25 protein-coding genes and 3 pseudogenes are annotated in these 20,259 nt (G+C 45.3%); 14 read left to right on the top strand and 14 right to left on the bottom strand.

All coding sequences use genetic code 11. The features are described from left to right. Window positions 1-96: 96 nt before the first annotated feature. The 3 genes from ACTNDQ_RS09550 to ACTNDQ_RS09560 are packed head-to-tail and all read right to left on the bottom strand — an operon-like array spanning window position 97 to window position 4,601. A complete protein-coding gene (locus tag ACTNDQ_RS09550) occupies window positions 97-1,506 on the bottom strand; it encodes a sensor histidine kinase (RefSeq protein ID WP_279201319.1) in 1,410 nt (469 codons plus the stop codon). Further along, window positions 1,503-2,204: a response regulator transcription factor gene (locus tag ACTNDQ_RS09555; RefSeq protein WP_015524367.1), complete on the bottom strand. Its 702-nt coding sequence runs from the start codon at window positions 2,202-2,204 to the stop codon at window positions 1,503-1,505. The genes ACTNDQ_RS09550 and ACTNDQ_RS09555 overlap by 4 nt, the downstream gene beginning before the upstream one ends. Before the next feature lie 15 nt (window positions 2,205-2,219). Further along, on the bottom strand, window positions 2,220-4,601 hold the full coding sequence (locus ACTNDQ_RS09560; RefSeq protein WP_441064456.1) for an endonuclease MutS2: 2,382 nt from the start codon (window positions 4,599-4,601) through the stop codon (window positions 2,220-2,222). Between the two features lie 307 nt (window positions 4,602-4,908). Here ACTNDQ_RS09560 and ACTNDQ_RS09565 point away from each other — a divergent pair, with 307 nt between their 5' ends. From ACTNDQ_RS09565 to ACTNDQ_RS09620, 12 genes and pseudogenes are all read left to right on the top strand, one after another. Continuing rightward, the gene (locus ACTNDQ_RS09565) at window positions 4,909-5,856 is read left to right on the top strand and encodes a 3'-5' exoribonuclease YhaM family protein (RefSeq protein ID WP_015524370.1); all 948 of its coding nucleotides are present in this window, start codon (window positions 4,909-4,911) and stop codon (window positions 5,854-5,856) included. 3 nt (window positions 5,857-5,859) lie between these two features. After that, complete coding sequence (gene rlmD / locus ACTNDQ_RS09570) at window positions 5,860-7,227, top strand: 23S rRNA (uracil(1939)-C(5))-methyltransferase RlmD (RefSeq protein ID WP_278796054.1); 1,368 nt, start codon at window positions 5,860-5,862, stop codon at window positions 7,225-7,227. 282 nt (window positions 7,228-7,509) lie between these two features. After that, window positions 7,510-7,977 (top strand): DUF6075 family protein, encoded by a 468-nt coding sequence (locus tag ACTNDQ_RS09575; RefSeq protein WP_288787273.1) that lies wholly within the window; start codon window positions 7,510-7,512, stop codon window positions 7,975-7,977. Continuing rightward, window positions 7,964-8,131: a hypothetical protein gene (locus ACTNDQ_RS09580; RefSeq protein ID WP_182447830.1), complete on the top strand. Its 168-nt coding sequence runs from the start codon at window positions 7,964-7,966 to the stop codon at window positions 8,129-8,131. The genes ACTNDQ_RS09575 and ACTNDQ_RS09580 overlap by 14 nt, the downstream gene beginning before the upstream one ends. Before the next feature lie 16 nt (window positions 8,132-8,147). Next, window positions 8,148-8,489: pseudogene (locus tag ACTNDQ_RS09585) on the top strand (ParA family protein); the annotation flags it as partial. A gap of 8 nt (window positions 8,490-8,497) precedes the next feature. Then, window positions 8,498-8,896 (top strand): hypothetical protein, encoded by a 399-nt coding sequence (locus ACTNDQ_RS09590; RefSeq protein ID WP_441064457.1) that lies wholly within the window; start codon window positions 8,498-8,500, stop codon window positions 8,894-8,896. After that, window positions 8,897-9,220: a DUF6017 domain-containing protein gene (locus ACTNDQ_RS09595; protein ID WP_278796051.1), complete on the top strand. Its 324-nt coding sequence runs from the start codon at window positions 8,897-8,899 to the stop codon at window positions 9,218-9,220. 1 nt (window position 9,221) lies between these two features. Further along, window positions 9,222-9,566: a DUF6050 family protein gene (locus tag ACTNDQ_RS09600; protein WP_441064458.1), complete on the top strand. Its 345-nt coding sequence runs from the start codon at window positions 9,222-9,224 to the stop codon at window positions 9,564-9,566. A 157-nt stretch (window positions 9,567-9,723) separates the two neighbouring features. Continuing rightward, window positions 9,724-10,083 carry a helix-turn-helix domain-containing protein gene (locus ACTNDQ_RS09605; protein ID WP_441064468.1) on the top strand — a complete coding sequence of 120 codons (360 nt, stop codon included), beginning with the start codon at window positions 9,724-9,726 and terminating at the stop codon, window positions 10,081-10,083. 134 nt (window positions 10,084-10,217) lie between these two features. Next, window positions 10,218-10,370 (top strand): hypothetical protein, encoded by a 153-nt coding sequence (locus tag ACTNDQ_RS09610; RefSeq protein ID WP_441064459.1) that lies wholly within the window; start codon window positions 10,218-10,220, stop codon window positions 10,368-10,370. A gap of 160 nt (window positions 10,371-10,530) precedes the next feature. Then, window positions 10,531-11,196, top strand: a complete 666-nt coding sequence (locus ACTNDQ_RS09615) for a sigma-70 family RNA polymerase sigma factor (protein WP_278796047.1) — start codon at window positions 10,531-10,533, stop codon at window positions 11,194-11,196. After that, entirely contained in the window at window positions 11,186-11,632 is a 447-nt protein-coding gene (locus ACTNDQ_RS09620; RefSeq protein WP_278796046.1) for an RNA polymerase sigma factor, read from the top strand. The genes ACTNDQ_RS09615 and ACTNDQ_RS09620 overlap by 11 nt, the downstream gene beginning before the upstream one ends. A 196-nt stretch (window positions 11,633-11,828) precedes the next feature. Here ACTNDQ_RS09620 and ACTNDQ_RS09625 read toward each other — a convergent pair whose 3' ends face one another. The 11 genes and pseudogenes from ACTNDQ_RS09625 to ACTNDQ_RS09675 all read right to left on the bottom strand — a co-directional run bounded on the left by ACTNDQ_RS09625 (window position 11,829) and on the right by ACTNDQ_RS09675 (window position 18,650). Then, window positions 11,829-12,437: a TlpA family protein disulfide reductase gene (locus ACTNDQ_RS09625; RefSeq protein WP_441064460.1), complete on the bottom strand. Its 609-nt coding sequence runs from the start codon at window positions 12,435-12,437 to the stop codon at window positions 11,829-11,831. Between the two features lie 9 nt (window positions 12,438-12,446). Beyond that, window positions 12,447-13,109, bottom strand: coding sequence for a cytochrome c biogenesis CcdA family protein (locus tag ACTNDQ_RS09630; RefSeq protein WP_441064461.1), 663 nt, complete (start codon window positions 13,107-13,109; stop codon window positions 12,447-12,449). Beyond that, window positions 13,094-13,309: a hypothetical protein gene (locus ACTNDQ_RS09635; RefSeq protein WP_235249362.1), complete on the bottom strand. Its 216-nt coding sequence runs from the start codon at window positions 13,307-13,309 to the stop codon at window positions 13,094-13,096. Before ACTNDQ_RS09635 ends, ACTNDQ_RS09630 begins: the two co-directional genes overlap by 16 nt. A gap of 1 nt (window position 13,310) precedes the next feature. Further along, the gene (gene trxB / locus ACTNDQ_RS09640; RefSeq protein ID WP_441064469.1) at window positions 13,311-14,216 is read right to left on the bottom strand and encodes a thioredoxin-disulfide reductase; all 906 of its coding nucleotides are present in this window, start codon (window positions 14,214-14,216) and stop codon (window positions 13,311-13,313) included. A 63-nt stretch (window positions 14,217-14,279) separates the two neighbouring features. Then, window positions 14,280-14,576 (bottom strand): annotated as a pseudogene (locus ACTNDQ_RS09645) (thioredoxin family protein); the annotation flags it as partial. Window positions 14,577-14,674: 98 nt separating this feature from the next. Further along, window positions 14,675-14,986, bottom strand: coding sequence for a hypothetical protein (locus ACTNDQ_RS09650; protein WP_256180645.1), 312 nt, complete (start codon window positions 14,984-14,986; stop codon window positions 14,675-14,677). 2 nt (window positions 14,987-14,988) lie between these two features. Beyond that, complete coding sequence (locus tag ACTNDQ_RS09655; RefSeq protein ID WP_441064462.1) at window positions 14,989-15,939, bottom strand: hypothetical protein; 951 nt, start codon at window positions 15,937-15,939, stop codon at window positions 14,989-14,991. A gap of 89 nt (window positions 15,940-16,028) precedes the next feature. Beyond that, window positions 16,029-16,589 carry a rubrerythrin gene (gene rbr / locus ACTNDQ_RS09660; RefSeq protein ID WP_334296353.1) on the bottom strand — a complete coding sequence of 187 codons (561 nt, stop codon included), beginning with the start codon at window positions 16,587-16,589 and terminating at the stop codon, window positions 16,029-16,031. Between the two features lie 18 nt (window positions 16,590-16,607). Next, window positions 16,608-17,177, bottom strand: a pseudogene (locus ACTNDQ_RS09665) (4Fe-4S binding protein); the annotation flags it as partial. A 2-nt stretch (window positions 17,178-17,179) separates the two neighbouring features. Continuing rightward, the gene (locus ACTNDQ_RS09670; RefSeq protein ID WP_235249357.1) at window positions 17,180-17,809 is read right to left on the bottom strand and encodes a rubredoxin-like domain-containing protein; all 630 of its coding nucleotides are present in this window, start codon (window positions 17,807-17,809) and stop codon (window positions 17,180-17,182) included. Between the two features lie 70 nt (window positions 17,810-17,879). Beyond that, entirely contained in the window at window positions 17,880-18,650 is a 771-nt protein-coding gene (locus ACTNDQ_RS09675; protein ID WP_154433136.1) for a NifB/NifX family molybdenum-iron cluster-binding protein, read from the bottom strand. A gap of 135 nt (window positions 18,651-18,785) precedes the next feature. Between ACTNDQ_RS09675 and ACTNDQ_RS09680 the strand changes: the two genes are divergently transcribed. Both ACTNDQ_RS09680 and ACTNDQ_RS09685 read left to right on the top strand, forming a co-directional pair. Next, window positions 18,786-19,445, top strand: coding sequence for a Crp/Fnr family transcriptional regulator (locus tag ACTNDQ_RS09680; protein WP_441064463.1), 660 nt, complete (start codon window positions 18,786-18,788; stop codon window positions 19,443-19,445). A 16-nt stretch (window positions 19,446-19,461) separates the two neighbouring features. Continuing rightward, window positions 19,462-20,217: a ZIP family metal transporter gene (locus ACTNDQ_RS09685; protein WP_441053419.1), complete on the top strand. Its 756-nt coding sequence runs from the start codon at window positions 19,462-19,464 to the stop codon at window positions 20,215-20,217. The last annotated feature ends 42 nt before the right edge of the window (window positions 20,218-20,259 follow it).

Here is a 20,259-nt window from a genome sequence, read left to right on the forward strand (position 1 = left end):
CAAAGAGTAAATAAAAACCTCTGATCCGGAAATACTGTAGGAGATATTGAGAGATATTTCTTTTACAGCCTTCCGGATCAGAGGTTTTTTGATGTTTTATTTTGCTTTTTCCAGTGTAAAGATAAATTCTGTTCCAACACCTACGGTGCTGATCACATTGATATTCTGCTTATGAGCGTTGATGATCTCTTTTACAATGGCAAGGCCAAGCCCGGTACCCTTGCGGTCTTTTCCACGGGAGACATCGATCTTATAGAAACGGTCCCAGATCCTGGAAAGACTTTCCTTTGGAATTCCGCTTCCATGGTCTTTGACTGAGACAAAAACCTTGCCATGATTGACCGTGGTTTCCAGTGTGATAGAAGAATTGTCGCTGCTGAATTTTACTGCATTGTCCAATAAATTGTACAGTACCTGCTGGATCTGTTCCATATCTGCACGGACAAAAAGCTCTTTTCCCGCAAGGAGGAGCTCCAGACGGATGTTTCGTTCTGAACAGGTTCCCTCAAAGGTGGCGGCTGTGGTACGGATCGTTTCATTGATATCAAAACGCCGCATATGCATCATACGCTTTTTGACATCCAGTTCGTTTAAGGTAAGGAGACTTCGGGTAAGCTTCTCCAGACGGGTGGATTCAAAAGCAATGACTTTCAGATAACGTTCCTGCATTTCCGGTGGGATGGTACCGTCCAGCATGGCTTCCACATAGCCTTTGATGGAGGTCAGAGGCGAGCGGAAATCATGGGACACATTGGAAATGAATTGTCGTTGATACTCTCCGTTTTTGTTCAGCTTGTCTGCCATGTAATTCAGGGAGTGGGAAAGATATCCCATCTCATCTTCAGAATCTACGGGGATCGTGTAGGTAAGATTTCCGTTGGCAAATTCCAGGGCACCCTTTAAGATTTCTTTCAGAGGTTTGTGGACCCTGTAAAAATAGATCAGAAGAAAACTGAAAAACAGTGCATAGATCACAATAAAGATCAGGATCATAACCTCTACGATATTGCTGCGGCTTTCGTAGAGGTTTTTCATAGGGTAGTGGATCACCAGATAACCAGTCACCAGATCCGTATCTTTTATGGGAACGACTGTGCTTAGCTGTGTGGTTTTTAATGTCCCGTAAAACGTACCGGAGGAATAGCAGGTATTTTCGTAATCTTTCGGTCGGAAGTTCCTGACGGTGATATCACCGGAATCAGAGGACTGCTGGTTTGTGTTTATCAGAACGTTCCCATCTGTATCCATAACCCAGAAATCTGCATTTTGAAAGGCTGCTGCAGAGGAAAGAGCCAGGGTGAGGGATTCGTTTTTGGGGCTTTTTACAGCCTGACGAAGTTCATTTTTGGAAACCAGCTGGCTGGCAGTGCGGTAAAGGGACTCTCCGGTAGAGCGCTCCAGCCTTTTTTCTACCAGGTAGGAGCCACCGGAGGAAAGCAGCAGAAAGCAGATTCCGCCCAGCATAAAGTACAGGATCAGCAGTTTAGTATAAAGATGCTGTTTCATGAATCCTTTACCTCAAATTTGTAACCGATCCCCCAGACTGTGGAAAGAGCCCAGTTTGGGTTATCCTTGATCTTCTCACGTAGACGTTTGATGTGAACGTCTACGGTTCTGGTATCGCCAATGTATTCATAGCCCCAGATGTGATCCAGAAGCTGTTCTCTTGTGAAAACCTGATTGGGAGAAGCTGCCAGGAAATAGAGAAGCTCCAGCTCCTTTGGCGGCATATCGATCTGGTGTCCCATATAAGTTACAGAATAGTTGGTCAGGTTGATCACCAGATCCGGATAGGAAACACATTTTTCCTTTGGTGCGGCAGACGGAGATTTTACATGAAATCTGCGCAGTACCGCACGGACACGTGCCACCAGCTCTTTGGAGTCAAAAGGCTTGATGATGTAATCATCCGCTCCAAGCTCCAGTCCCAGGACTTTGTCAAAGGTTTCTCCCTTGGCGGAAAGCATAATGATCGGTACATCGGAGGTGTGACGGATCTCACGGCATACCTGGTATCCGTCAATGCCCGGAAGCATGAGATCCAGAAGGATCAGATCCGGGTGAAAAATATGGAACTGCTTCAGGGCTTCCTCGCCGTCATTTACGATCTTAGTCTCAAAGCATTCTTTTGTGAGATAGAGAGCAACCAGCTCTGCAATGTTGTTGTCATCGTCAACAATGAGGATTTTCTGTTTTGTAGCCATGGCTTCAGCTCCTTTTTATTTCTTGAATTCTACAATGGTCACGCCGGCATCGCCTTCTCCGAATTCGCCGAGACGGAAGGAAGCTACGTGCTTTTGGCGCTTCAGGTAATTGTGGACACCTTTGCGGAGGGCACCGGTACCTTTTCCGTGAACGATACGGACGGATTTCATGTGTGCGATATAGGCGTCATCCAGATATTTATCCAGCTCTGCAACTGCCTCATCTACGGTTTTTCCGAGAAGATTGATCTCAGTGGAAATGCTGGCTGCCTTGGACATACGGATCTTTCCGGCGCCGGTACGCTGCATGGACGGAGTGGTGATCACCGGCTCGTCCACAAGCTCCAGATCGGAGATATGAACCTTGGAACGTATGATACCCATTTGCACAAAGAGATATCCTTTGGAATCCGGATGACTGGAAACTGTTCCTTTCAGATTCAGGCTGAGCACCTTTACAGTATCGCCAAGAGAAAGATCGGATGGCTTCAGCTGTTTCTTTGGCTTTTGCTTCTGCTGCCTGGAAGACATTCCGTTTTCGGCTTTTGACATACGTTTTTTCAGGTTCTGGCGCTCTTTTTCCACGGAAGCGGTATCTACGTGATCCTTCTGGAATTTATGGAAAAGCTTCATGGTCTGATCTGCGTATTCCTTGGTATCGCGGAGAATCGCATGTGCCTGTTCATTGGCTTCTCTGAGAATCCGCTCTTTACGTTCATCCAGTTTTTCTTCTTTTTCCTGAAGGGATTTTTTCAGCTCTTCTACCTGCTCTTTGTAACGGGCAATTTCAGCACGCTCGTTTTCGATGGTGACACGGCTCTGCTCCAGGGATGTCAGAACATCTTCAAAAGATTCATCCTGCTCGCTGATCTGTTCCTTTGCTTTGTTGATGATGAAATCCGGAAGCCCCAGCTTGGAAGAAATGGCAAATGCGTTACTTTTTCCCGGAACACCGATCAGAAGGCGGTAGGTCGGACGTAAGGTTTCCACATCGAATTCACAGCAGGCATTTTCCACACCTGGAGTGGAGAGGGCATAGATCTTCAGTTCGCTGTAATGGGTGGTTGCCATGGTACGGATACCCTGCTCGTGAAGATGTGACAGGATCGCAATGGCAAGAGCGGCACCCTCGGTAGGGTCCGTACCTGCACCAAGCTCATCGAAGAGGACCAGGGAATCCTGATCTGCGGATTTCAGGAAGGAAACCACGTTTGTCATATGAGAGGAGAAGGTACTTAAGGACTGTTCAATGCTCTGCTCATCTCCGATATCAGCATAAACCTCGCGGAAAAGTGCAAGTTCGGAACGATCCAGCGCCGGGATATGGAGACCCGACTGTCCCATCATGGTAAGAAGACCTACGGTTTTCAGAGAAACAGTTTTACCACCGGTGTTTGGTCCGGTGACAACCAGGAGGTCAAAATCATCCCCGAGACGGATGTCAATAGGAACGGCTTTTTTCTTATCGATCAGTGGATGACGGGCCTGGCGAAGCCGGATCCGGCCTTCTGTGTTGAAAACAGGTTCACTGGCGTTCATGTCCATGGCAAGTGCGGCACGGGCAAAAATAAAGTCCAGCTGTACCATGATGGAAAGATCTGCGTGAATAGCCTCCAGCTCAGCAGCTACCTGCTGGCTTAAGGATGCAAGGATCACTTCGATCTCTTTCTGCTCTTTCAGCTCCAGCTCACGGATGTCGTTGTTCAGCTTGACAACAGCCATGGGCTCAATGAAAAGAGTGGAACCTGTGGCGGACTGGTCGTGGATCATACCGGGAACCTGGCCTTTATATTCAGCTTTTACCGGGATACAGTAGCGACCGTCGCGCATGGTGATAACGGAATCCTGAAGATAATTCCTGGCACTTCCTGCAACCAGAGAAGAAAGCTGGGTGTGTATCCGGTCGTTGGTGGCTTTGATGCTACGGCGGATCTGACGAAGCGTGCTGCTGGCATCGTCACTGATCTCATCCTCAGAAAGGATACAGCGGCGGATCTCTGTGCTGAGGGGTGTCAGAGGTTCCAGTGCCGCAAACATTCCGTCAAGGGAATCGGTCATTCCGTCATCACGGTCACTTCTGGAATAGGCCTTTACACGGCCGGTATTCTCAAGAAGACTGCAGACAGAAAGCAGCTCCGGTGCATTCAGGGCGCTGCCAACAGTAAGACGTTTTAATGTGCCGCGGATGTCCTTGACGCTACCGAAGGAAATGCCGTCTTTTTTGAACAGGCGTGCAAGGGCATCGTGTGTCTGCAGCTGCATGGACCGGATCTCTTCAATGTCTGTGGAAGGGGTAAGCTTCCGACAGAGATCTTTTCCCATGGGGGAGGATGCCTTGTCTGTGAGCAGATCTATGATTTTATAGTATTCAAGTGCTTTGTATGCTTTTTTGTTCATTGTTGCTATAGTTACTCCTTTTTGTTACTTCTGTTGATTCTGTGCTTTTCTGCGTAACACAGGATATGCAAAAAAACACTTCGTTTCCTATTTTACATGATTTCCATAGCAAAGGAAAGTAAAATGTGTTATGATACTGAATAAAGCCCGGAAGTAAGTGGAAACTGTGCAGAAATGCCAGAAAGCCCGGACCGGGATGCGGCCAAAGATCATAAAGAAAGTCTGGCTATGAATGCAAAGTGTGAAGCGGATGTGTTTGTGAGTATGTCTGCTTTGAAAGTAAAAAGAACAGAAAGGCAAGAATTTTATGCGTTTTTTAAATGAATTACATGAGGGAGACAGAGTAAACGGGATCTATCTCTGCAAACAGAAACAGGCAGCTACAACGAAGAATGGCAAGCCCTATGAGAATCTGATCCTTCAGGATAAAACAGGTGTGATCGATGGTAAGATCTGGGATCCCAATTCTCTGGGAATTGATGAGTTTGATACTCTTGATTACATTGAGATCATGGGAGATGTGACAAGCTTTGCAGGCGCCATGCAGCTGAATATCAAGAGAGCACGCAAGGCAGGAGAAGGGGAGTATGATCCGGCAGATTATCTTCCTACTAGTGAGAACAGTGTGGATGATATGCAGAGCCAGCTACGAGAGCTTATCAACAGTGTGAAGAATCCCTATCTTTCCCAGCTTCTGAAGAAGCTTTTTGTAGAAGATCAGGAATTTATGAAGATATTTGAGGGACATTCTGCAGCCAAGACCGTACATCACGGCTTTATCGGTGGACTGATGGAGCACACTCTTGGAGTGACCCGTCTCTGCGATTATATGGCGAATGCATATCCGCTATTGAACCGAGATCTTCTGATCACAACCGCACTTCTTCATGATGTGGGCAAAACGAAGGAGCTTTCTGCTTTTCCGATGAATGATTATACAGATGAGGGACAGCTTCTTGGACATATTGTGATCGGGGCACAGATGGTACATGATCTTGCAAAAGAGATCCCGGATTTTCCGGAGAAGCTTGAAAATCAGGTGATCCACTGTATTCTTGCACATCATGGTGAGCTGGAGTACGGTTCTCCCAAGAAACCGGCACTTGCGGAGGCAGTTGCCCTGAATCTGGCAGACAATACAGATGCAAGGATGGAGACACTGACAGAAATTTTCCACGCAGACAAAGGCAAAAAAGAATGGCTTGGTTTCAACCGGCTTTTTGAGTCCAATTTAAGAAGAACAGGAGATATTTAATACATGGAATTCCGTAAAAACGATATACTCACTTTAGATATAGAGGATTGCGGAGTTGACGGTGAAGGTATCGGGAAAGCCGATGGCTTCACCGTTTTTGTGAAAGACGCCGTGATCGGAGACCGGATCAAAGCCAAGATCATCAAGGCAAAAAAGAACTATGGCTATGGCCGTCTGATGGAGGTGATCACACCGTCTCCATACCGTGTGAAACCTGCCTGCTCCATTGCCCGCCAGTGCGGAGGATGCCAGCTTCAGGCATTATCCTACGAGCAGCAGCTGAAATTTAAAGAGAAAAAGGTTCGTGGACATCTGGAAAGAATCGGAGGTTTTCAGAATCTTGATATGGAACCGATCATGGGGATGGAAGACCCCTATCATTATCGAAACAAGGCACAGTTTCCGGTAGGAAAAAATAAAGACGGAAAGATCATCACAGGCTTTTATGCAGGAAGAACCCACTCCATCATTGATAACCGAGAATGTATTCTGGGAGTGAAACAGAATAAAGCGGTTTTGGACCGTGTGATCGGACACATGGAAAAATATCATGTACAGCCCTACGATGAGGCCACGGGAAAAGGTCTTGTACGTCATATTATGATTCGTTATGGCTTCCATACAGATGAGATGATGGTCTGTCTGATCTTAAACAGAGATAAGATCCCTGCAGAAAAGGCTCTTGTGGAATCACTCTGTGAAATTCCGGAAATGACCAGCATTACCATCAATGTTAATAAAAAACGGAACAATGTGATCCTGGGTGATCAGCTTCGTCTCCTCTGGGGGCAGTCCTATATAACGGACAGCATCGGAGATATTTCCTATCAGATTTCTCCCCTGTCTTTTTTCCAGGTCAATCCCATCCAGACCGAAAAACTGTATGGAAAGGCTCTGGAGTACGCCGGCCTTACGGGAAATGAAACTGTCTGGGATCTGTACTGCGGAATCGGAACTATCTCCCTGTTCCTGGCCCAGAAAGCAAAATTCGTCCGCGGCGTGGAGATCGTACCACAGGCCATTGACAATGCAAGAGAGAATGCGAAGCTCAATGGCATTGAGAATGTAGAGTTTTTTGTCGGAAAAGCAGAGGAAGTGCTGCCGAGAGAGTATGAGAAGAATGGCGTTTATGCAGACGTTATCGTGGTAGACCCGCCACGGAAGGGCTGTGATGAGGTACTTCTGAATACGATCCTTAAAATGAAGCCGGAGAGGGTTGTGTATGTGAGCTGTGACAGTGCGACACTGGCGAGGGATCTGAAGGTGCTGTGTGCGGAGGATTATGAACTGGTGCGGGTTTCTACTACTGATATGTTTCCGCAGGGCGTTCATGTGGAGACTGTGGTGGGACTACAAAGGAAAGATACCTAGAAATCCTTGAATTTACGCACTTTGTAGAGTTTTTCAGTTTCAACAAAATCGGTGAAAATCATAAGGAAAAGATACTTGTGCAGAGAGTAACCGTAGTTGTTGCCTTAGACCTCGGTACGGGGAACACAAAAAATCCTGAATATGAAAGTGAATAGTGGACTATCAGATAGTTGATAGATTATAGGGATACTTGAGAACGAGTATCCCTATTTTTTATATTAGGGCATTTCAAAATGAAGTGCCTTTTTAAATTCAAAAAATAAATTTCAGGAGGAAAAGAAAATGGCAAACACAGCGTTAAGAGCAGAGAAAAATGATTCTTGCACAATTACTTTCAAAAACAAGGAACACGAAAAATTTTATATGGAATACCTACCGAAGTGCAGATACCGGGATGTATACCATGAGGCATTAGTATATTGTCTTGGGATTGACAGAGACACAAGGGAAAATGCCAACAGGATTTATGATTTTAAAACTGGTTATGTGAAAACAGAGTGCCTGCAGGAAGGCTGGCAGACCAGTGGCAGTGAAAAGATTGTCCGGATGGCATTTAATCTTTATTGTAATGGAACTCCCAGTGTCAATGATTATAATGATGCAGAAGAACAGGTAAAGGAATGCCGGTGTTATACAGTTGAAGAATTATTCTGCTGTGGATATGCAAGATATTTCTGGGAAGCTATCAAAATCCGTTATCCAGAGTATTGCTCATATGTAGATTGGGAGGATATGTATGCTGAAAATTAGACTTCAAGGCACACTAAGGGATATTCGGTGGTTTAAAGGACTTCTGGAACGGCATGAAGAAGTGAACGTTCAGGAGGTTTCAGAGCCTTTCGCCAACAAAGGAACCAATAAATATTTTCGTGTTTATGCAGAAGTAGAAAAAGAAGAAAAGTAAAGCAGGAGGAAAGTATATGTGCAGAGTAATCGCAATCGCAAATCAAAAAGGTGGAGTTGGAAAAACAACAACTTGTGTTAATTTAGGTATCGGTCTGGCAAGAGAAGGTAAAAAAGTACTGCTTGTAGAGGCGGATGCACAGGGAAGCATGGCGGTCAGCCTTGGAATCAGAGAACCTGACGAATTGGATGTAACACTTGTAAATATTATGGAGAAGGTCATCAATGATGAGGATTTGGAACCAGGAGAGGGAATTATCTACCATGAGGAAGGAATTGATTTTATCCCGGCAAATATTGAATTGGCAGGTTTAGAGACAGCTCTTGTAAATGTGATGAGCCGTGAAATGATACTGAGATAGTATTTATGCAGTGTAAAAGAGCAAATTTGCAAAAGCAAGAAGAAGAGAGGGGAAAATCTGCGATTTCACAGAATTGTGAAAATCATCATTCAAAGATTGTGAAAATCACAAATCAGGAATTATCAGAATCACAATTCAAGAATAGTGAAAATCACAATTCAGGAATGATGAAAACCACAAATCAAGAATTTCCAGAATCACAATTCAACAATTATGAAAATCAAAACTCTGGAATGATGAAAATGGAAATTCAAGAGTTTTCAAAATCACAATCTAATAAGACTGATATTAACAACACTGATTTAAGTGAGACTGATATTATCCAATCTTATCAAATCCAATCAAGGAGTCCTGTTTCACCTGATAAGAGGGATGTGATTGAGGAGATGAAAATTTACCGGTAATTGATTCAAGAACGTATCGAATATAAATATCATGAGCAGGAAGATGTTGACGAACTGGTGGAACTGATGGTCGAAGTGATGGTGATGCCCGATGACAGTACCATCCGGATTGCTGGTGTGGACAAGCCTGTGGCACTTGTAAAGAATCGTTTTATGAAACTCAATTATTCGCATATTGAATATGTGCTTTTCTGTTTGCACAGGAACACAACAAAAGTCGGGAATATCAAAGCATATCTTCTGACAACGCTTTACAATGCGCCATTGACAATCAGTAATTATTATCAGGCAGAAATGAACCATGATATGTATGGAGGAGGCTAAAATGAGAGTGAGCGATTTCATCAAAAAAGTAATTATTCCGATTGTGGCAACGATATTATTATTTGCCTTATTTTACCCATTGTGTGTGAACAATGGCGGATGCGATTACCTGAAATTATGGATTTTGATGGGTATTCCGTTTGGGATACATAGAATGTTTGTCTGGGTTATACCTAAAGGATTTGATATTGGAGGAACTGTGGGTGTCTGGGCGTTTAATTTTCTGGTTGGCGGTATGATTGGCGGTGTCATTCTCATTTGGCACTTGATCTTGGCAATTTATTATCTGATTGAAAGCATGATGTCACTGGCGTTATGGATTGTCAGAAAGATAGCAGCCAGATAGGAATGATGAATAAAAAGATGATGAGAAAATTTAATAACAGTTCGTAAAAGCAGCTAAGTATTATATTTGGCTGCTTTTTTCTGACTTATAAGGGGAAACTTTGCGACACGATGTCGTGAAGTGGCAAAATTTGAAAATCTATGTGGAAGGAGGTGCCGTGTTGGGCAGCCGTGCAACATCACCAGAGTTGATTGAACTTGGGGAACGTATCAGAAAACGCAGACAGGAAATGAATTTATCACAGGAAGCTCTTGCAGAAAAAGCCGGTATCAGCATTAACACGGTCAGCCGGGTTGAGGGAGGTCAAACGGCAATGTCCATTGAGATTTTCAGAAAAATGATTGAAATACTTGAAACAGATGCGAATGGCTTATTAGGAAAAAATGTGACTGGATCAGAAGAAAAAAGTCAGATTTATGAGTTGATTTGCCGCATTCAGAGTTTAAGCAGGAAAGATCAGAAAATTGTTCTTCAGACTGTAGATAGCCTGATAGATGGGATTTGTAAATACAGATAAATCAATTTACACAAATCTGGGGCACAGATTTGAAAATATCCCCATATTTGCCGAGGTCAATTTGTTGTTCTGTTGTTAAACTGGATAACAGAGAAGCATAGTGACGGCAGCAAGCAGAAGGGAGGAAAGCAGGAATGACAAGAGAAGAAAGTCTGGCTTATCGAAGGAGCTGTCCGTATGATGCTATGGGTGATTACACTGTTTTTCTTGATAGTAATAAGGGAAAGGGTAATCAAACGGGTTTGGGGCAATCAAAGCCGGATATATCAAATAAGCAGGTGAAATAGAACATAGAAATTTGTAACAGGCGGTAAAAGAGTTTCAGGCTCCCTTTAAAAAAAACGGGTGTACCGGAAGCTGTTTTTTACTGCCTTTTTGTCAGAATGGATGCCACTCATGCTTCTGCTTTTGGCTCACCCGTAGCTATTTGGCAGAAGGGTGGTATTTATGCTGACATTGCAGGAATTGAAACAGATAACAGGCAGACCGGAACAAAGCGATAAAACTCCAAGCGCAAAGTATCTGGAAAGACATGATACTGTTGTTGCAGTCCGGAGATTAGATACGGATACGAATATTACTGTTTACAAAAGTGGTTATGCTCTGTATCGAGTATGTAGCCGTGCAACGGTTTTTTCGCTTTTCCAGTGCAGAAAATATCTGTATGAATCAGAGAATGAAGAAATCAGTATCGGGGAATCGTTTTTTGACAAGCAGCCATGGTATGTGCGCCTGATATTGGAAGGTGAGGATTGGTTAAACCGGAACCGGGAGGTACTTGAACATAAAAATTGCATTTCATATAGTGCTGTTTCAGAAGAATGGTTTGTTCTGGCGAATAAGATGCAGTGTCCTCTTGAACAGGTAGTTCTTGAGGAAACGATAGAGGAATTGTTAAGCCTTCTGACAGAACGCCAGCGTATTGTAATCTGTCAATTTTATTTTCAACGAAAATCACAAAGGGAGATTTCTGATGAACTGGGAATCTCTGCTCCTGCAGTGTCAAAAATGCTTTCACAGGCAATCCAGCGGATGCGGAAAAATAGGATTGGGCGTAGTTTTGAGAGTGCGGACACAATAACCGGAAAAGGGGGGAACAGTCATGCGTGGTAAGAAACCAAAAGAAAGAAAAAGTTATGTACTTCGTGTAGAAAATGGGACCCTTGTGGAAGTGACCAGAGAGGTCTATCTGGAATGGTATCAATCAAGGCGCAGGGAGCGATATCAGAATGAGAAAATGCAGATGCATGGAGTATGCAGTCTTGAAGGTCTGGAAGAAAATGGATGCTTTTCTGTACAGTCTGATATTTCTCCGGAAGAAACAGTTCTCAAAAAAATGTACATAGATAAACTTCGAGAAGCTATGGAGAATCTGCCAGAGGAAGACGCTTATTTGATCTATCTTTTGTTCTTTGAGGAAATTACGGTAAAAGAGGCAGCACAGATTTGTGGGTGTAGCCGGAAAACTATCCAGAACCGACGAAAGAGGATTTTAGTGATTCTTCACCAGATATTGCAAGATTTGGGAATTAACGAAAACACCTTTTGAAAGAGACCGCTTCAAAGAGCGGAGAAATCGATCTCCGCTCAAAAGCAACTATCTATTATTAGTTAACATTTAATATGCTTGGTGCCTGTCAGAAGAACAGCGCTGAAGGTAGAGAACGAGCCACGGTCCATTCCGTTTTGGAGTGTGAGACCGTGGCCACTTTTTTGCATTTTACTTCGATATAATATGCTGATCATCACCTGTCGGAAATAATCATGTCAATTCCTTGCTGCAAGGTTTCTTCATCAATTGCACCCGTTGCTTGAGCGATTGCGTTTCCCTCCTCATCAATAAAATATGTGGTAGGCAGTGAATAAACACCGTAGGTTGCAGCGGCATCCTGATCTGTATCGTAAAATACCGGGAAAGAATAGCCCTGTTCTGCGATGAAAGCAGATGCAGTTTCCACAGTCTCTCTGGAGCCATCGGTCATATTGATGATGAGAAACTGTACTTCTTCACCAATTTCCAGATACTTTTCGTTAAAATCAGGCATTTCCATTTTACATGGACTACACCAGCTTGCCCAGAAGTTTAGGACAACGGATTTCCCGATAAAATCCGAAAGATGAACTTCATTTCCATCCAGATCGTAAACTGTAAAATCCGGTGCCAATATCTTTTCTGATTCATTCTCTTGTGTTGTTGGAGTGGAGGCTTCTGTGGATTCGGTTTCCTGCGGTGTTTGTGTAGCAAGCAGATTGGGAGTCAGTTTCTGTCCAAGCTGTTTATATAGAATTCCTGCGCCACCTAAAATGAGAACAAACACAAGAACGAGTATCATTATTATCTTCTTTTTATTCATAAACCCTCCTCAACTAAGCAGGCTGAGTAGCTGTCCCAGCGTTCCTGTTGCCATCAGGATACCCACCAATATCAGGAAACAGCCGCTGACAGTATTGATGATTCGGTAGTGTTTTTTAATCCAGTTGAAGGCTGACTTCAAATAGTCGATCAGAATAGCACTGAGAAGAAAAGGAATGCCAAGTCCCAACGAATAGCAAAGCAGCATCAGCATACCTTTGATTACATGACCCTGCTGAGAGGCCAGCATCAAGGCAGAACCGAGGAATGCGCCCACACAAGGTGTCCAGCCCAAGGAAAATATTATGCCAAAGAGCATAGCGGGGAAGAACCCCATCTCACGACTGTTTAATGTTTTACTGCCGCCTCTGAACAAATTCATTTTGAAAATGCCTAGAAAATTGAGGCCAAAAAGAATTACTATCAATCCGGAAATTAAATTCACTGCACCTTTGTATTCTCGCAGGAAGCTGCCAATGGTGCCTGCCAAAGTGCCCATTGCCACAAAGATTACAGTAAACCCACTAACAAATCCCAACGCTCCCAACAAGGTCTTTTTTGTGCTGCGTTCTCCACCACCTGCAAAATAGGAGATATAGATGGGCAGCATGGGAAGCAGGCAGGGTGATATGAAGGTGATAATGCCCTCCAGGAAAGCTACTGCGTATTGCATGAACCGCTGCACCCCTTTCCGAAAATACCGGACAACAGCCAGCCGATAAAGCCCATATAGGCCATCGTGATGAACGGGTTAGAAGTCAGCGGGCAAGCTCCAGTGGGGCATCCCACAAAGTAGTAATATGCAAGGCCAACTAATGCGCCGCCTGCGGTAAAAAGAACTGGCTTCAGCCATTTTTTAATTTTTTCTTTCATCTCACATTCCTCCTGCTAAATATTCCTCTGCATAGTGAACAGCAGTTGCCCCATCGGCTACAGCAGTTACGACCTGCCGTAATGCCTTTGTGCGGACATCCCCAACGGCGAACACACCGGGGATGTTGGTGCGGGTACTCTCATCTGCAATAATGTATCCAGCCGGATCAATCTCAATCTGATCTTTCATCAATTCGGTGGAAGGCTTTCTTCCCACGCTTACAAATACACCATCGCAAGCAAGGGTACTTTCTTCTCCAGTTTTCACATTCCTAATCTGGATACCGGCCAGCTTTTCGTTATGGAGCAGAGCTATAATCTCACTGTCCCAGAGAAATTCTACATTTTCTGTTTTCATCAAAGGTTCATGGTAGATCTTTGTTGCTTTTAGGGTGCCTCTGCGGTGGACGACGATGACTTTTTTGCAGATACGGGAGAGAATCAGCGCATCCGCCGCAGCGGTATTGCCACCTCCTGCGATGACAACCGTTTTGTTCCGATAGAACATTCCGTCACAGGCCGCACAGTAATGGACACCTTTACCGATTAACGCCTGTTCCCCATCAACACCCAGCTCTCTGGGACCGGCTCCTGTAGCCAATACGATGGATTTTGCGTACATAGCGCCTTCGCTGGTCACAGCTTTCTTTACAGAACCTGACAGTTCCAGAGACAGCACCTCAGTCAGCTTGGTTTCCACACCAAACCGCTCCGTTCCTCGCTTCATTTTTTCTCCCAGGGAGAAACCGTCGATGCCATCCTCGAAGCCGGGATAGTTGTCGATTTGCTCGGTCAGAGCCATCTGCCCACCGGCAGACAGCTTTTCTAAAACCACGGTGTCCATTCCTGCTCTTGCAGCATAAAGGGCTGCGGTATACCCGCCGGGACCGCCACCTACAACGATCATGTCATAGATATGCTGCGCATTATTTACTTCCTGAGTCCGGTGCTGTAAGGTTTCCTCAATAAAAGCCACCAGCTGCGCTCTGGATTCCGGAGCGACGATAGAGCCAAGAGTCTGTCCGCTGTGATAGATCAGCAGAGTAGGGACAACTTCAATAGCCTCGGTCTCAGCCAATTCCGGTTCATCATCAATGTTGACAGCAGTGAATATCAGCGTATCCTTATATTCCTCAGCAACGCTTTCCAATGCTGGAGCCAGACGGCGGCAATATACGCACCAAGGGGCTGAAAACTCCACCAGAACAGTCTTTCCGCTATGCACCATTTCTTCAAATTGATTTCTATTAATATTGATAACTGCCATATTGCCAGCTCCTTTCCTTTGCTTGATTATAGTATAGCCAATCTAAAATAACATTTCGGTGATGAGATCACATAAAATAGTGCGACATTGCTGCCGCACTAAAATTTTTCGTTATTAAGTAACTCGAGGATATGTTCACTGGAACGGATGATTTGAGACTGCTTATCTTTTATGGATGTTTTTCTTGCCTCCTCCAGCGAGAGAGAAGCATATAAATGAACCGTGTATGCTTCCTGCCTGAGAGAATCGTTATACTGTTCAGCTGCAAGATATTGTTTCTCAAGAATACTAATTTTATTTTGGAGATCACCAATCTGCTGTTGAAGCGACATCACTTTTTTCTTTTGAATATAGAGGAAAGAAGTAAGAAGAAGTAGTAGTAATATGATTGATAGGATAATAATAATCATTCTTATTGCTTTCCCTCCTTTAACAAAAGATAAGCCTTAACTGCATTACGGAGACTTCCTGGTAGAACAGGCATGGGCAAGATGATCAACTTACCTGCATTCTTTTCTATCGTTATTTCTGATTCCAGTTGATTGGATAGAAGAATCACGGGTGTTCTTTTGTCCGCCCGCCATGGCTGATCCGGCTGTTTTGTCAGAGCTTCTGTAACAACCCAAAGCATAGGCTTTTTCTTTCCAAGCTTTTTTCTTGCAGCTTCCGGGGTTTCAAATACAAGGATATGTTTGGATAACTTCTGCAGTACCAGTCTCAGTCCGTTCCCATAGGCTGGATCACTGCACATAATGGCAATCGTGGCATTTGATTGCTCATCTTGTGATGCCTTTATAAAATCAAGAACTGGCGTATTATAAAGGTTGAAATCTTTTTCTGTATGTACTGCTTCATAATAAGCTCTGACCGCTTGACACATTCTTCGGCAAAACTGTTCAATATCGATACGGATGTCCGTAAGGCTATTGTCAGAACCAATTCTATCCAGTTGACAAACTGAGGTTCCGCAATTCACGCCCAGGTGAAAACGAATCGAAGTATTGTCCTCAGTATTTGCAAAGCCTTTGTTCTGGTGTAGGTATTCACAGCGAAGCTGCCAGCATCGTTCTCCGCAGATATAGGGCGAGATATCCTGCGCAGAGACTTTAAAGAAAGGTGCTGCGTATGTATCAAACCAACGAATATATTGATTTCCTACATCACGAGTTGGTCTCTGGTTTCTGTCCAGAACAGCACGCCCATCCCGATAACGCTTTACAATTTCTGGGAAAGCAATTCCGCCACAAATATCAGGCAAAGTCAGCGCCAATGCCAAAGCAGATTGCCAGCGTCCATCCTCAATGTTCAGTTCTACTTCCTCTATGCGATGTAAAAAGGTAAAGCTGGCATTATCTTGAATCATAGGCATCCTCCTGTAAAAAACCGCCTGCCGGGAAACCGACAGGCGGCATACTGCCTTTTATACTTCCATCATCTTTAGGCTATTGATTCTTAGTAATTTTCCGCACGCACTTCGAAGAATGCCTGAGGATGCTTGCAGACAGGGCAGATCTCAGGAGCCTTGGTTCCTACTACGATATGTCCGCAGTTACGGCACTCCCAGATGGTAACGCCGCTCTTCTCAAACACCTGCATGGTCTCCACGTTGCTCAAAAGCTTGCGGTAGCGCTCCTCGTGCATCTTCTCAATGGCAGCTACGCCACGGAACTGTTCAGCCAGATCATGGAATCCCTCCTCATCAGCTTCACGAGCCATGCGGTCATACATATCCGTCCACTCGGCGTTCTCACCTTCAGCAGCATGGAGCAGGTTCTCGGCAGTATCGCCCAGCTCGCCCAGAGCTTTGAACCACAGCTTGGCGTGCTCCATCTCGTTCTGTGCAGTATGCAGGAACAGAGCAGCAATCTGCTCGTAACCGGCTTTCTTGGCTACTGAAGCAAAGTAAGTATATTTGTTGCGTGCCTGAGATTCACCAGCAAAGGCTTCCCACAGATTTTTCTCGGTTTTGGTGCCTGCATAGGGATTCTTTGCAGGAGCCGCAGCATCCTCAATCTTCACAAACTTGTCGGCGGGCTGCTTGCAGACAGGGCACTTGAAATCAGGGGTCATGGGGCCTTCATGAATATAGCCGCAGACAGAGCATTTCCACTTTTCCATTTTCTTTTCCTCCGTTTTTTCATTGAATTGAATGTTTTTTAACAGGGATTCCACAGCATCCACAGGAATGCCGGGATACGTTTTAATACTTTCCAGAAACGATCTGGTGTTGCTGCTCTGAGGCAGCATAAAGCCGGCTTCTCTGCACAGATCCTCAGCCATCAGGCGAGAGGATTTTTCCACAGCGACGCTCAAGACATCAGGAAGCTGCGAAGCAATGTTCTCTGCATTGGCTTTGCTTTGAACTAAGCCACGAAGTGCTTCGACAACTTTTTCTTCTTTCGGCTGCTGCGGCGGCAGTTCTTTTGGAACCATAGAGATTGCAGAGGATGGACAGGCTTCAGCACAGGCACCGCAGCCGATACACTTTTCAGGATCAATGATGCTGTTCTCTGTATCAGTCGCTCCGGTTGGGCAGACATAGAGGCAAAGGCAATCCTTGGTACATAAGCGAAGATTTCTTACTGCATATTTTTCAGCCATAGTTATGCCCTCCCTTCCATTTTTTCAAATTTCCAACTGGGAACCTTACACACCGGACATAGCTCCGGAGCTATGTCACCAACATAGACAAAACCACAGACCGTGCAAACCCAGACACCGGTGTTTTCCAACATCTTGTCTCCCTCAGATTCATATCGAGTCAGCAGAGATTGGAGCATTCGGGTAACCTTTTCACTCCATACCTGACAGCGCAGACCACCCCGATCAGGCTTTTCACCGGCTATAGCATTGCCATAGGGATACCCTACAGACAAATCCTTGTCAATGAGTTCCAGCAGCTTGGCTGTGCTGGCCTCCTCGACGGGCGCAGCCTTGCTTCTGAAGAACTCTGCCAGTTTTCTGAAATCATCTGCCTGCTGGGGCAGATACTGCTTTTCGCAGCCACGGGCCAGATTGGAGCAGATGATGCTCATTTCCATGGGAGAGAGTTCCTTGTCCACATGGGGCTTTTCAAGGACCTCCTGGGACGCTGTTTTTTCTTCTTTGGGTTTGAAAGCGTCTTTGCCTGCTTTACAGACAGGACACTTCCAATCGGCAGGTAGGTCTTCCCACTTGCCACCGACAGCTTCATCGTGAATATATCCACAAATGCCGCAAACATATTGTTTCATAGGTTTTACCGCCTCCTTTATCTATATTTTATCAAATCACGACACATATTCCGTGACTTAATCACCTATTTCAGTCACAGGAGTGATGGCCGCAGCCGTGGGAACCGCAAGAGTGACCTTCCCCATGGTGGTCGTGATGATCACACCGGACATTGGGGTTGAAGTCCAGCTCGCCTGCTGCCAGTGCTTCTGCTGCTGCATCAGCGTTGCCGGAAACACCACCATAAAGCCGGATACCCACATCGCTCAGTGCCATCTGGGCACCGCCGCCAATACCGCCGCAGATCAGGGCATCCACCTTCAGTGCACTCAGGACGCCTGCCAGTGCACCATGTCCGCTGCCGCCAGCATCCACAACCTCAGACGAAATGATTTTTCCATCTTCCACATCGTAGATTTTAAACTGTTCGGTGTGACCGAAGTGCTGAAAGATTTCTCCGTTTTCATAAGTGACTGCAATTCTCATAATATTATCTCCTTTCGGTTTTTCGTGCATCGGATGGATTTTTTGCTGATAGCAATTTCTGCACCCGTAGGCTGCGCTGTTTCCGCTGCAGAGTGTAAAATCCCCTCCCTCGATTCGCAGAGGAAGTCCCTCAACCAGCGCATCGGCCAGTTTTTTGCGGGCAGCTGCATAAATCTGCTGAACCGTTGTTCTGGCAATACGCATATATTCTCCGCATTGCTCCTGAGAAAAACCTTCACGGTCAATCAGGCGAATGGATTCATACTCATCCACATTCAGGACAATGGGAGTCAGTTCCTCGCCGCCACGAACCGGAACAAAACCATCATTATCCGGCAAACAACAAACTTTTCTGCATTTTCTCGGTCTTGGCATAGATTCACCTCCATATTATTTGCGGCATATGCCATTTATACGACCATTGTACATCTCCTTTTCCTATATGTCAACGGAATTATTGACATATGCTATAAATTGTTTTATACTATATGTATTCAAGGAGGTGTACCCATGGATTTTTCATCCTATTTTCCAATTTGGAACAAACTGACACCGACCCAGCAGCAGATTTTGGAGCAAAATGCAGTTTTACGAAAAGTGGACAAAGGGACTGTGATTCACAACGGAACTGTGGAGTGTACCGGTCTTCTGCTGGTAAGAAGCGGACAGCTTCGTGCCTATATTCTTTCCGATGAAGGACGGGAGATTAGCCTCTATCGTTTGTTTGATCGGGATATTTGCCTGTTTTCCGCCTCCTGTATGATGAACAGCATTCAGTTTGAGATCACCATTGAGGCGCAGAAGGATACCACGATGTGGGTTATTTCTGCTGACACTTATCAGCGCATTATGAAAGAGTCTGCTGTGGTAGCTAATTTTACCAATGAAATTATGGCTACCCGTTTTTCTGAGGTTATGTGGCTCATGGAGCAGATCATGTGGAAAAGCTTTGATAAAAGGCTGGCAGAATTTCTGCTGGAGGAATGCAGCTTAGAGGAAACAAACATCCTCAAGATTACCCATGAAACCATTGCGGGCCACATGGGCACCGCCCGTGAGGTAGTTACCCGAATGCTTCGCTATTTCCAGAACGAGGGTATGGTGAAGCTGGCGCGGGGCACCGTGGAGATTTGTGAAGAAAGGAGATTGCAGGAACTTTCTGATACATAGAAGACCTGTATCGTTGATGATGAAAATCGTATTGCTCACCGCCCTCGGCGTGGGGGGCGCGACCATTTTTGGAAGTCTCATTGGCTTTGTCTTTCGGAATATCTCCCACAAATTCTCCGACATAGTGCTGTCCTTTGCGGCAGGTGTTATGCTGTCTGCGGCTGTACTGGGACTGATTCTGCCATCTCTCAATTATGGCGGAACCCATGGGATTCTCGTTTCCATCATCGGGATCTTTACTGGGGCGGTGTGCCTGAATCTCATTGATAAGCTGGTTCCCCACCTGCATAAGCTGGTGGGAACCGATACGGAAACACACCGCAGCACCAACCTTGACAAGGTATTGCTGTTTGTCACAGCCATCGCGATCCATAACCTGCCGGAGGGGATTGCCGCCGGTGTCAGCTTTGGAAGTGAAGACACGGCGCAGGCGATGATGATCGCCTGCGGTATCGCCCTGCAGAACATCCCCGAAGGCATGGTGATCATTGCGCCCATGCTGGCAGCAGGCGTATCCCCGGTAAAAACCTTTGTCTGCGCCATGGTGACCGGGCTGATCGAAGTCGTCGGTACGCTTCTGGGATATTGGGCCGTAAGCATTGCTTCGGCCATTCTCCCCTTTGCTCTGGCCTTTGCGGGAGGAACCATGCTCTATGTCATCAGTGATGAAATGATTCCCGAAACCCATGCCCACGGCAGCGAGACCGGAGCAACCTATGCGCTCCTGGCCGGATTCTGTGTGATGCTGGTCAGTGATTTCTTTTTGGGGTAAAGTGTGATTCAGATGTTTGAAATGTTTGCTGCAGTCAGAGGA

The sequence above is a fragment of the Blautia massiliensis (ex Liu et al. 2021) genome (assembly GCF_052064225.1).
Taxonomy (GTDB): domain Bacteria; phylum Bacillota; class Clostridia; order Lachnospirales; family Lachnospiraceae; genus Blautia_A; species Blautia_A fusiformis.

What these genes read in the sequence shown, in the direction of transcription:
- rlmD (WP_278796054.1), top strand. Translation starts at nt 5,860, where the DNA reads ATGGAATTCCGTAAAAACGATATACTCACTTTAGATATAGAGGATTGC.
- ACTNDQ_RS09680 (WP_441064463.1), top strand. Translation starts at nt 18,786, where the DNA reads ATGGATTTTTCATCCTATTTTCCAATTTGGAACAAACTGACACCGACC.
- ACTNDQ_RS09675 (WP_154433136.1), bottom strand. Translation starts at nt 18,650, where the DNA reads ATGCCAAGACCGAGAAAATGCAGAAAAGTTTGTTGTTTGCCGGATAAT.
- ACTNDQ_RS09625 (WP_441064460.1), bottom strand. Translation starts at nt 12,437, where the DNA reads ATGAATAAAAAGAAGATAATAATGATACTCGTTCTTGTGTTTGTTCTC.
- ACTNDQ_RS09575 (WP_288787273.1), top strand. Translation starts at nt 7,510, where the DNA reads ATGGCAAACACAGCGTTAAGAGCAGAGAAAAATGATTCTTGCACAATT.
- ACTNDQ_RS09620 (WP_278796046.1), top strand. Translation starts at nt 11,186, where the DNA reads ATGCGTGGTAAGAAACCAAAAGAAAGAAAAAGTTATGTACTTCGTGTA.
- ACTNDQ_RS09655 (WP_441064462.1), bottom strand. Translation starts at nt 15,939, where the DNA reads ATGATTCAAGATAATGCCAGCTTTACCTTTTTACATCGCATAGAGGAA.
- ACTNDQ_RS09565 (WP_015524370.1), top strand. Translation starts at nt 4,909, where the DNA reads ATGCGTTTTTTAAATGAATTACATGAGGGAGACAGAGTAAACGGGATC.
- ACTNDQ_RS09580 (WP_182447830.1), top strand. Translation starts at nt 7,964, where the DNA reads ATGCTGAAAATTAGACTTCAAGGCACACTAAGGGATATTCGGTGGTTT.
- ACTNDQ_RS09685 (WP_441053419.1), top strand. Translation starts at nt 19,462, where the DNA reads ATGATGAAAATCGTATTGCTCACCGCCCTCGGCGTGGGGGGCGCGACC.
- trxB (WP_441064469.1), bottom strand. Translation starts at nt 14,216, where the DNA reads ATGATCGTTGTAGGTGGCGGTCCCGGCGGGTATACCGCAGCCCTTTAT.
- ACTNDQ_RS09630 (WP_441064461.1), bottom strand. Translation starts at nt 13,109, where the DNA reads ATGCAATACGCAGTAGCTTTCCTGGAGGGCATTATCACCTTCATATCA.
- ACTNDQ_RS09555 (WP_015524367.1), bottom strand. Translation starts at nt 2,204, where the DNA reads ATGGCTACAAAACAGAAAATCCTCATTGTTGACGATGACAACAACATT.
- ACTNDQ_RS09650 (WP_256180645.1), bottom strand. Translation starts at nt 14,986, where the DNA reads ATGATTATTATTATCCTATCAATCATATTACTACTACTTCTTCTTACT.
- ACTNDQ_RS09550 (WP_279201319.1), bottom strand. Translation starts at nt 1,506, where the DNA reads ATGAAACAGCATCTTTATACTAAACTGCTGATCCTGTACTTTATGCTG.
- ACTNDQ_RS09635 (WP_235249362.1), bottom strand. Translation starts at nt 13,309, where the DNA reads ATGAAAGAAAAAATTAAAAAATGGCTGAAGCCAGTTCTTTTTACCGCA.
- ACTNDQ_RS09600 (WP_441064458.1), top strand. Translation starts at nt 9,222, where the DNA reads ATGAGAGTGAGCGATTTCATCAAAAAAGTAATTATTCCGATTGTGGCA.
- ACTNDQ_RS09610 (WP_441064459.1), top strand. Translation starts at nt 10,218, where the DNA reads ATGACAAGAGAAGAAAGTCTGGCTTATCGAAGGAGCTGTCCGTATGAT.
- ACTNDQ_RS09615 (WP_278796047.1), top strand. Translation starts at nt 10,531, where the DNA reads ATGCTGACATTGCAGGAATTGAAACAGATAACAGGCAGACCGGAACAA.
- ACTNDQ_RS09670 (WP_235249357.1), bottom strand. Translation starts at nt 17,809, where the DNA reads ATGAAACAATATGTTTGCGGCATTTGTGGATATATTCACGATGAAGCT.
- ACTNDQ_RS09560 (WP_441064456.1), bottom strand. Translation starts at nt 4,601, where the DNA reads ATGAACAAAAAAGCATACAAAGCACTTGAATACTATAAAATCATAGAT.
- ACTNDQ_RS09590 (WP_441064457.1), top strand. Translation starts at nt 8,498, where the DNA reads ATGCAGTGTAAAAGAGCAAATTTGCAAAAGCAAGAAGAAGAGAGGGGA.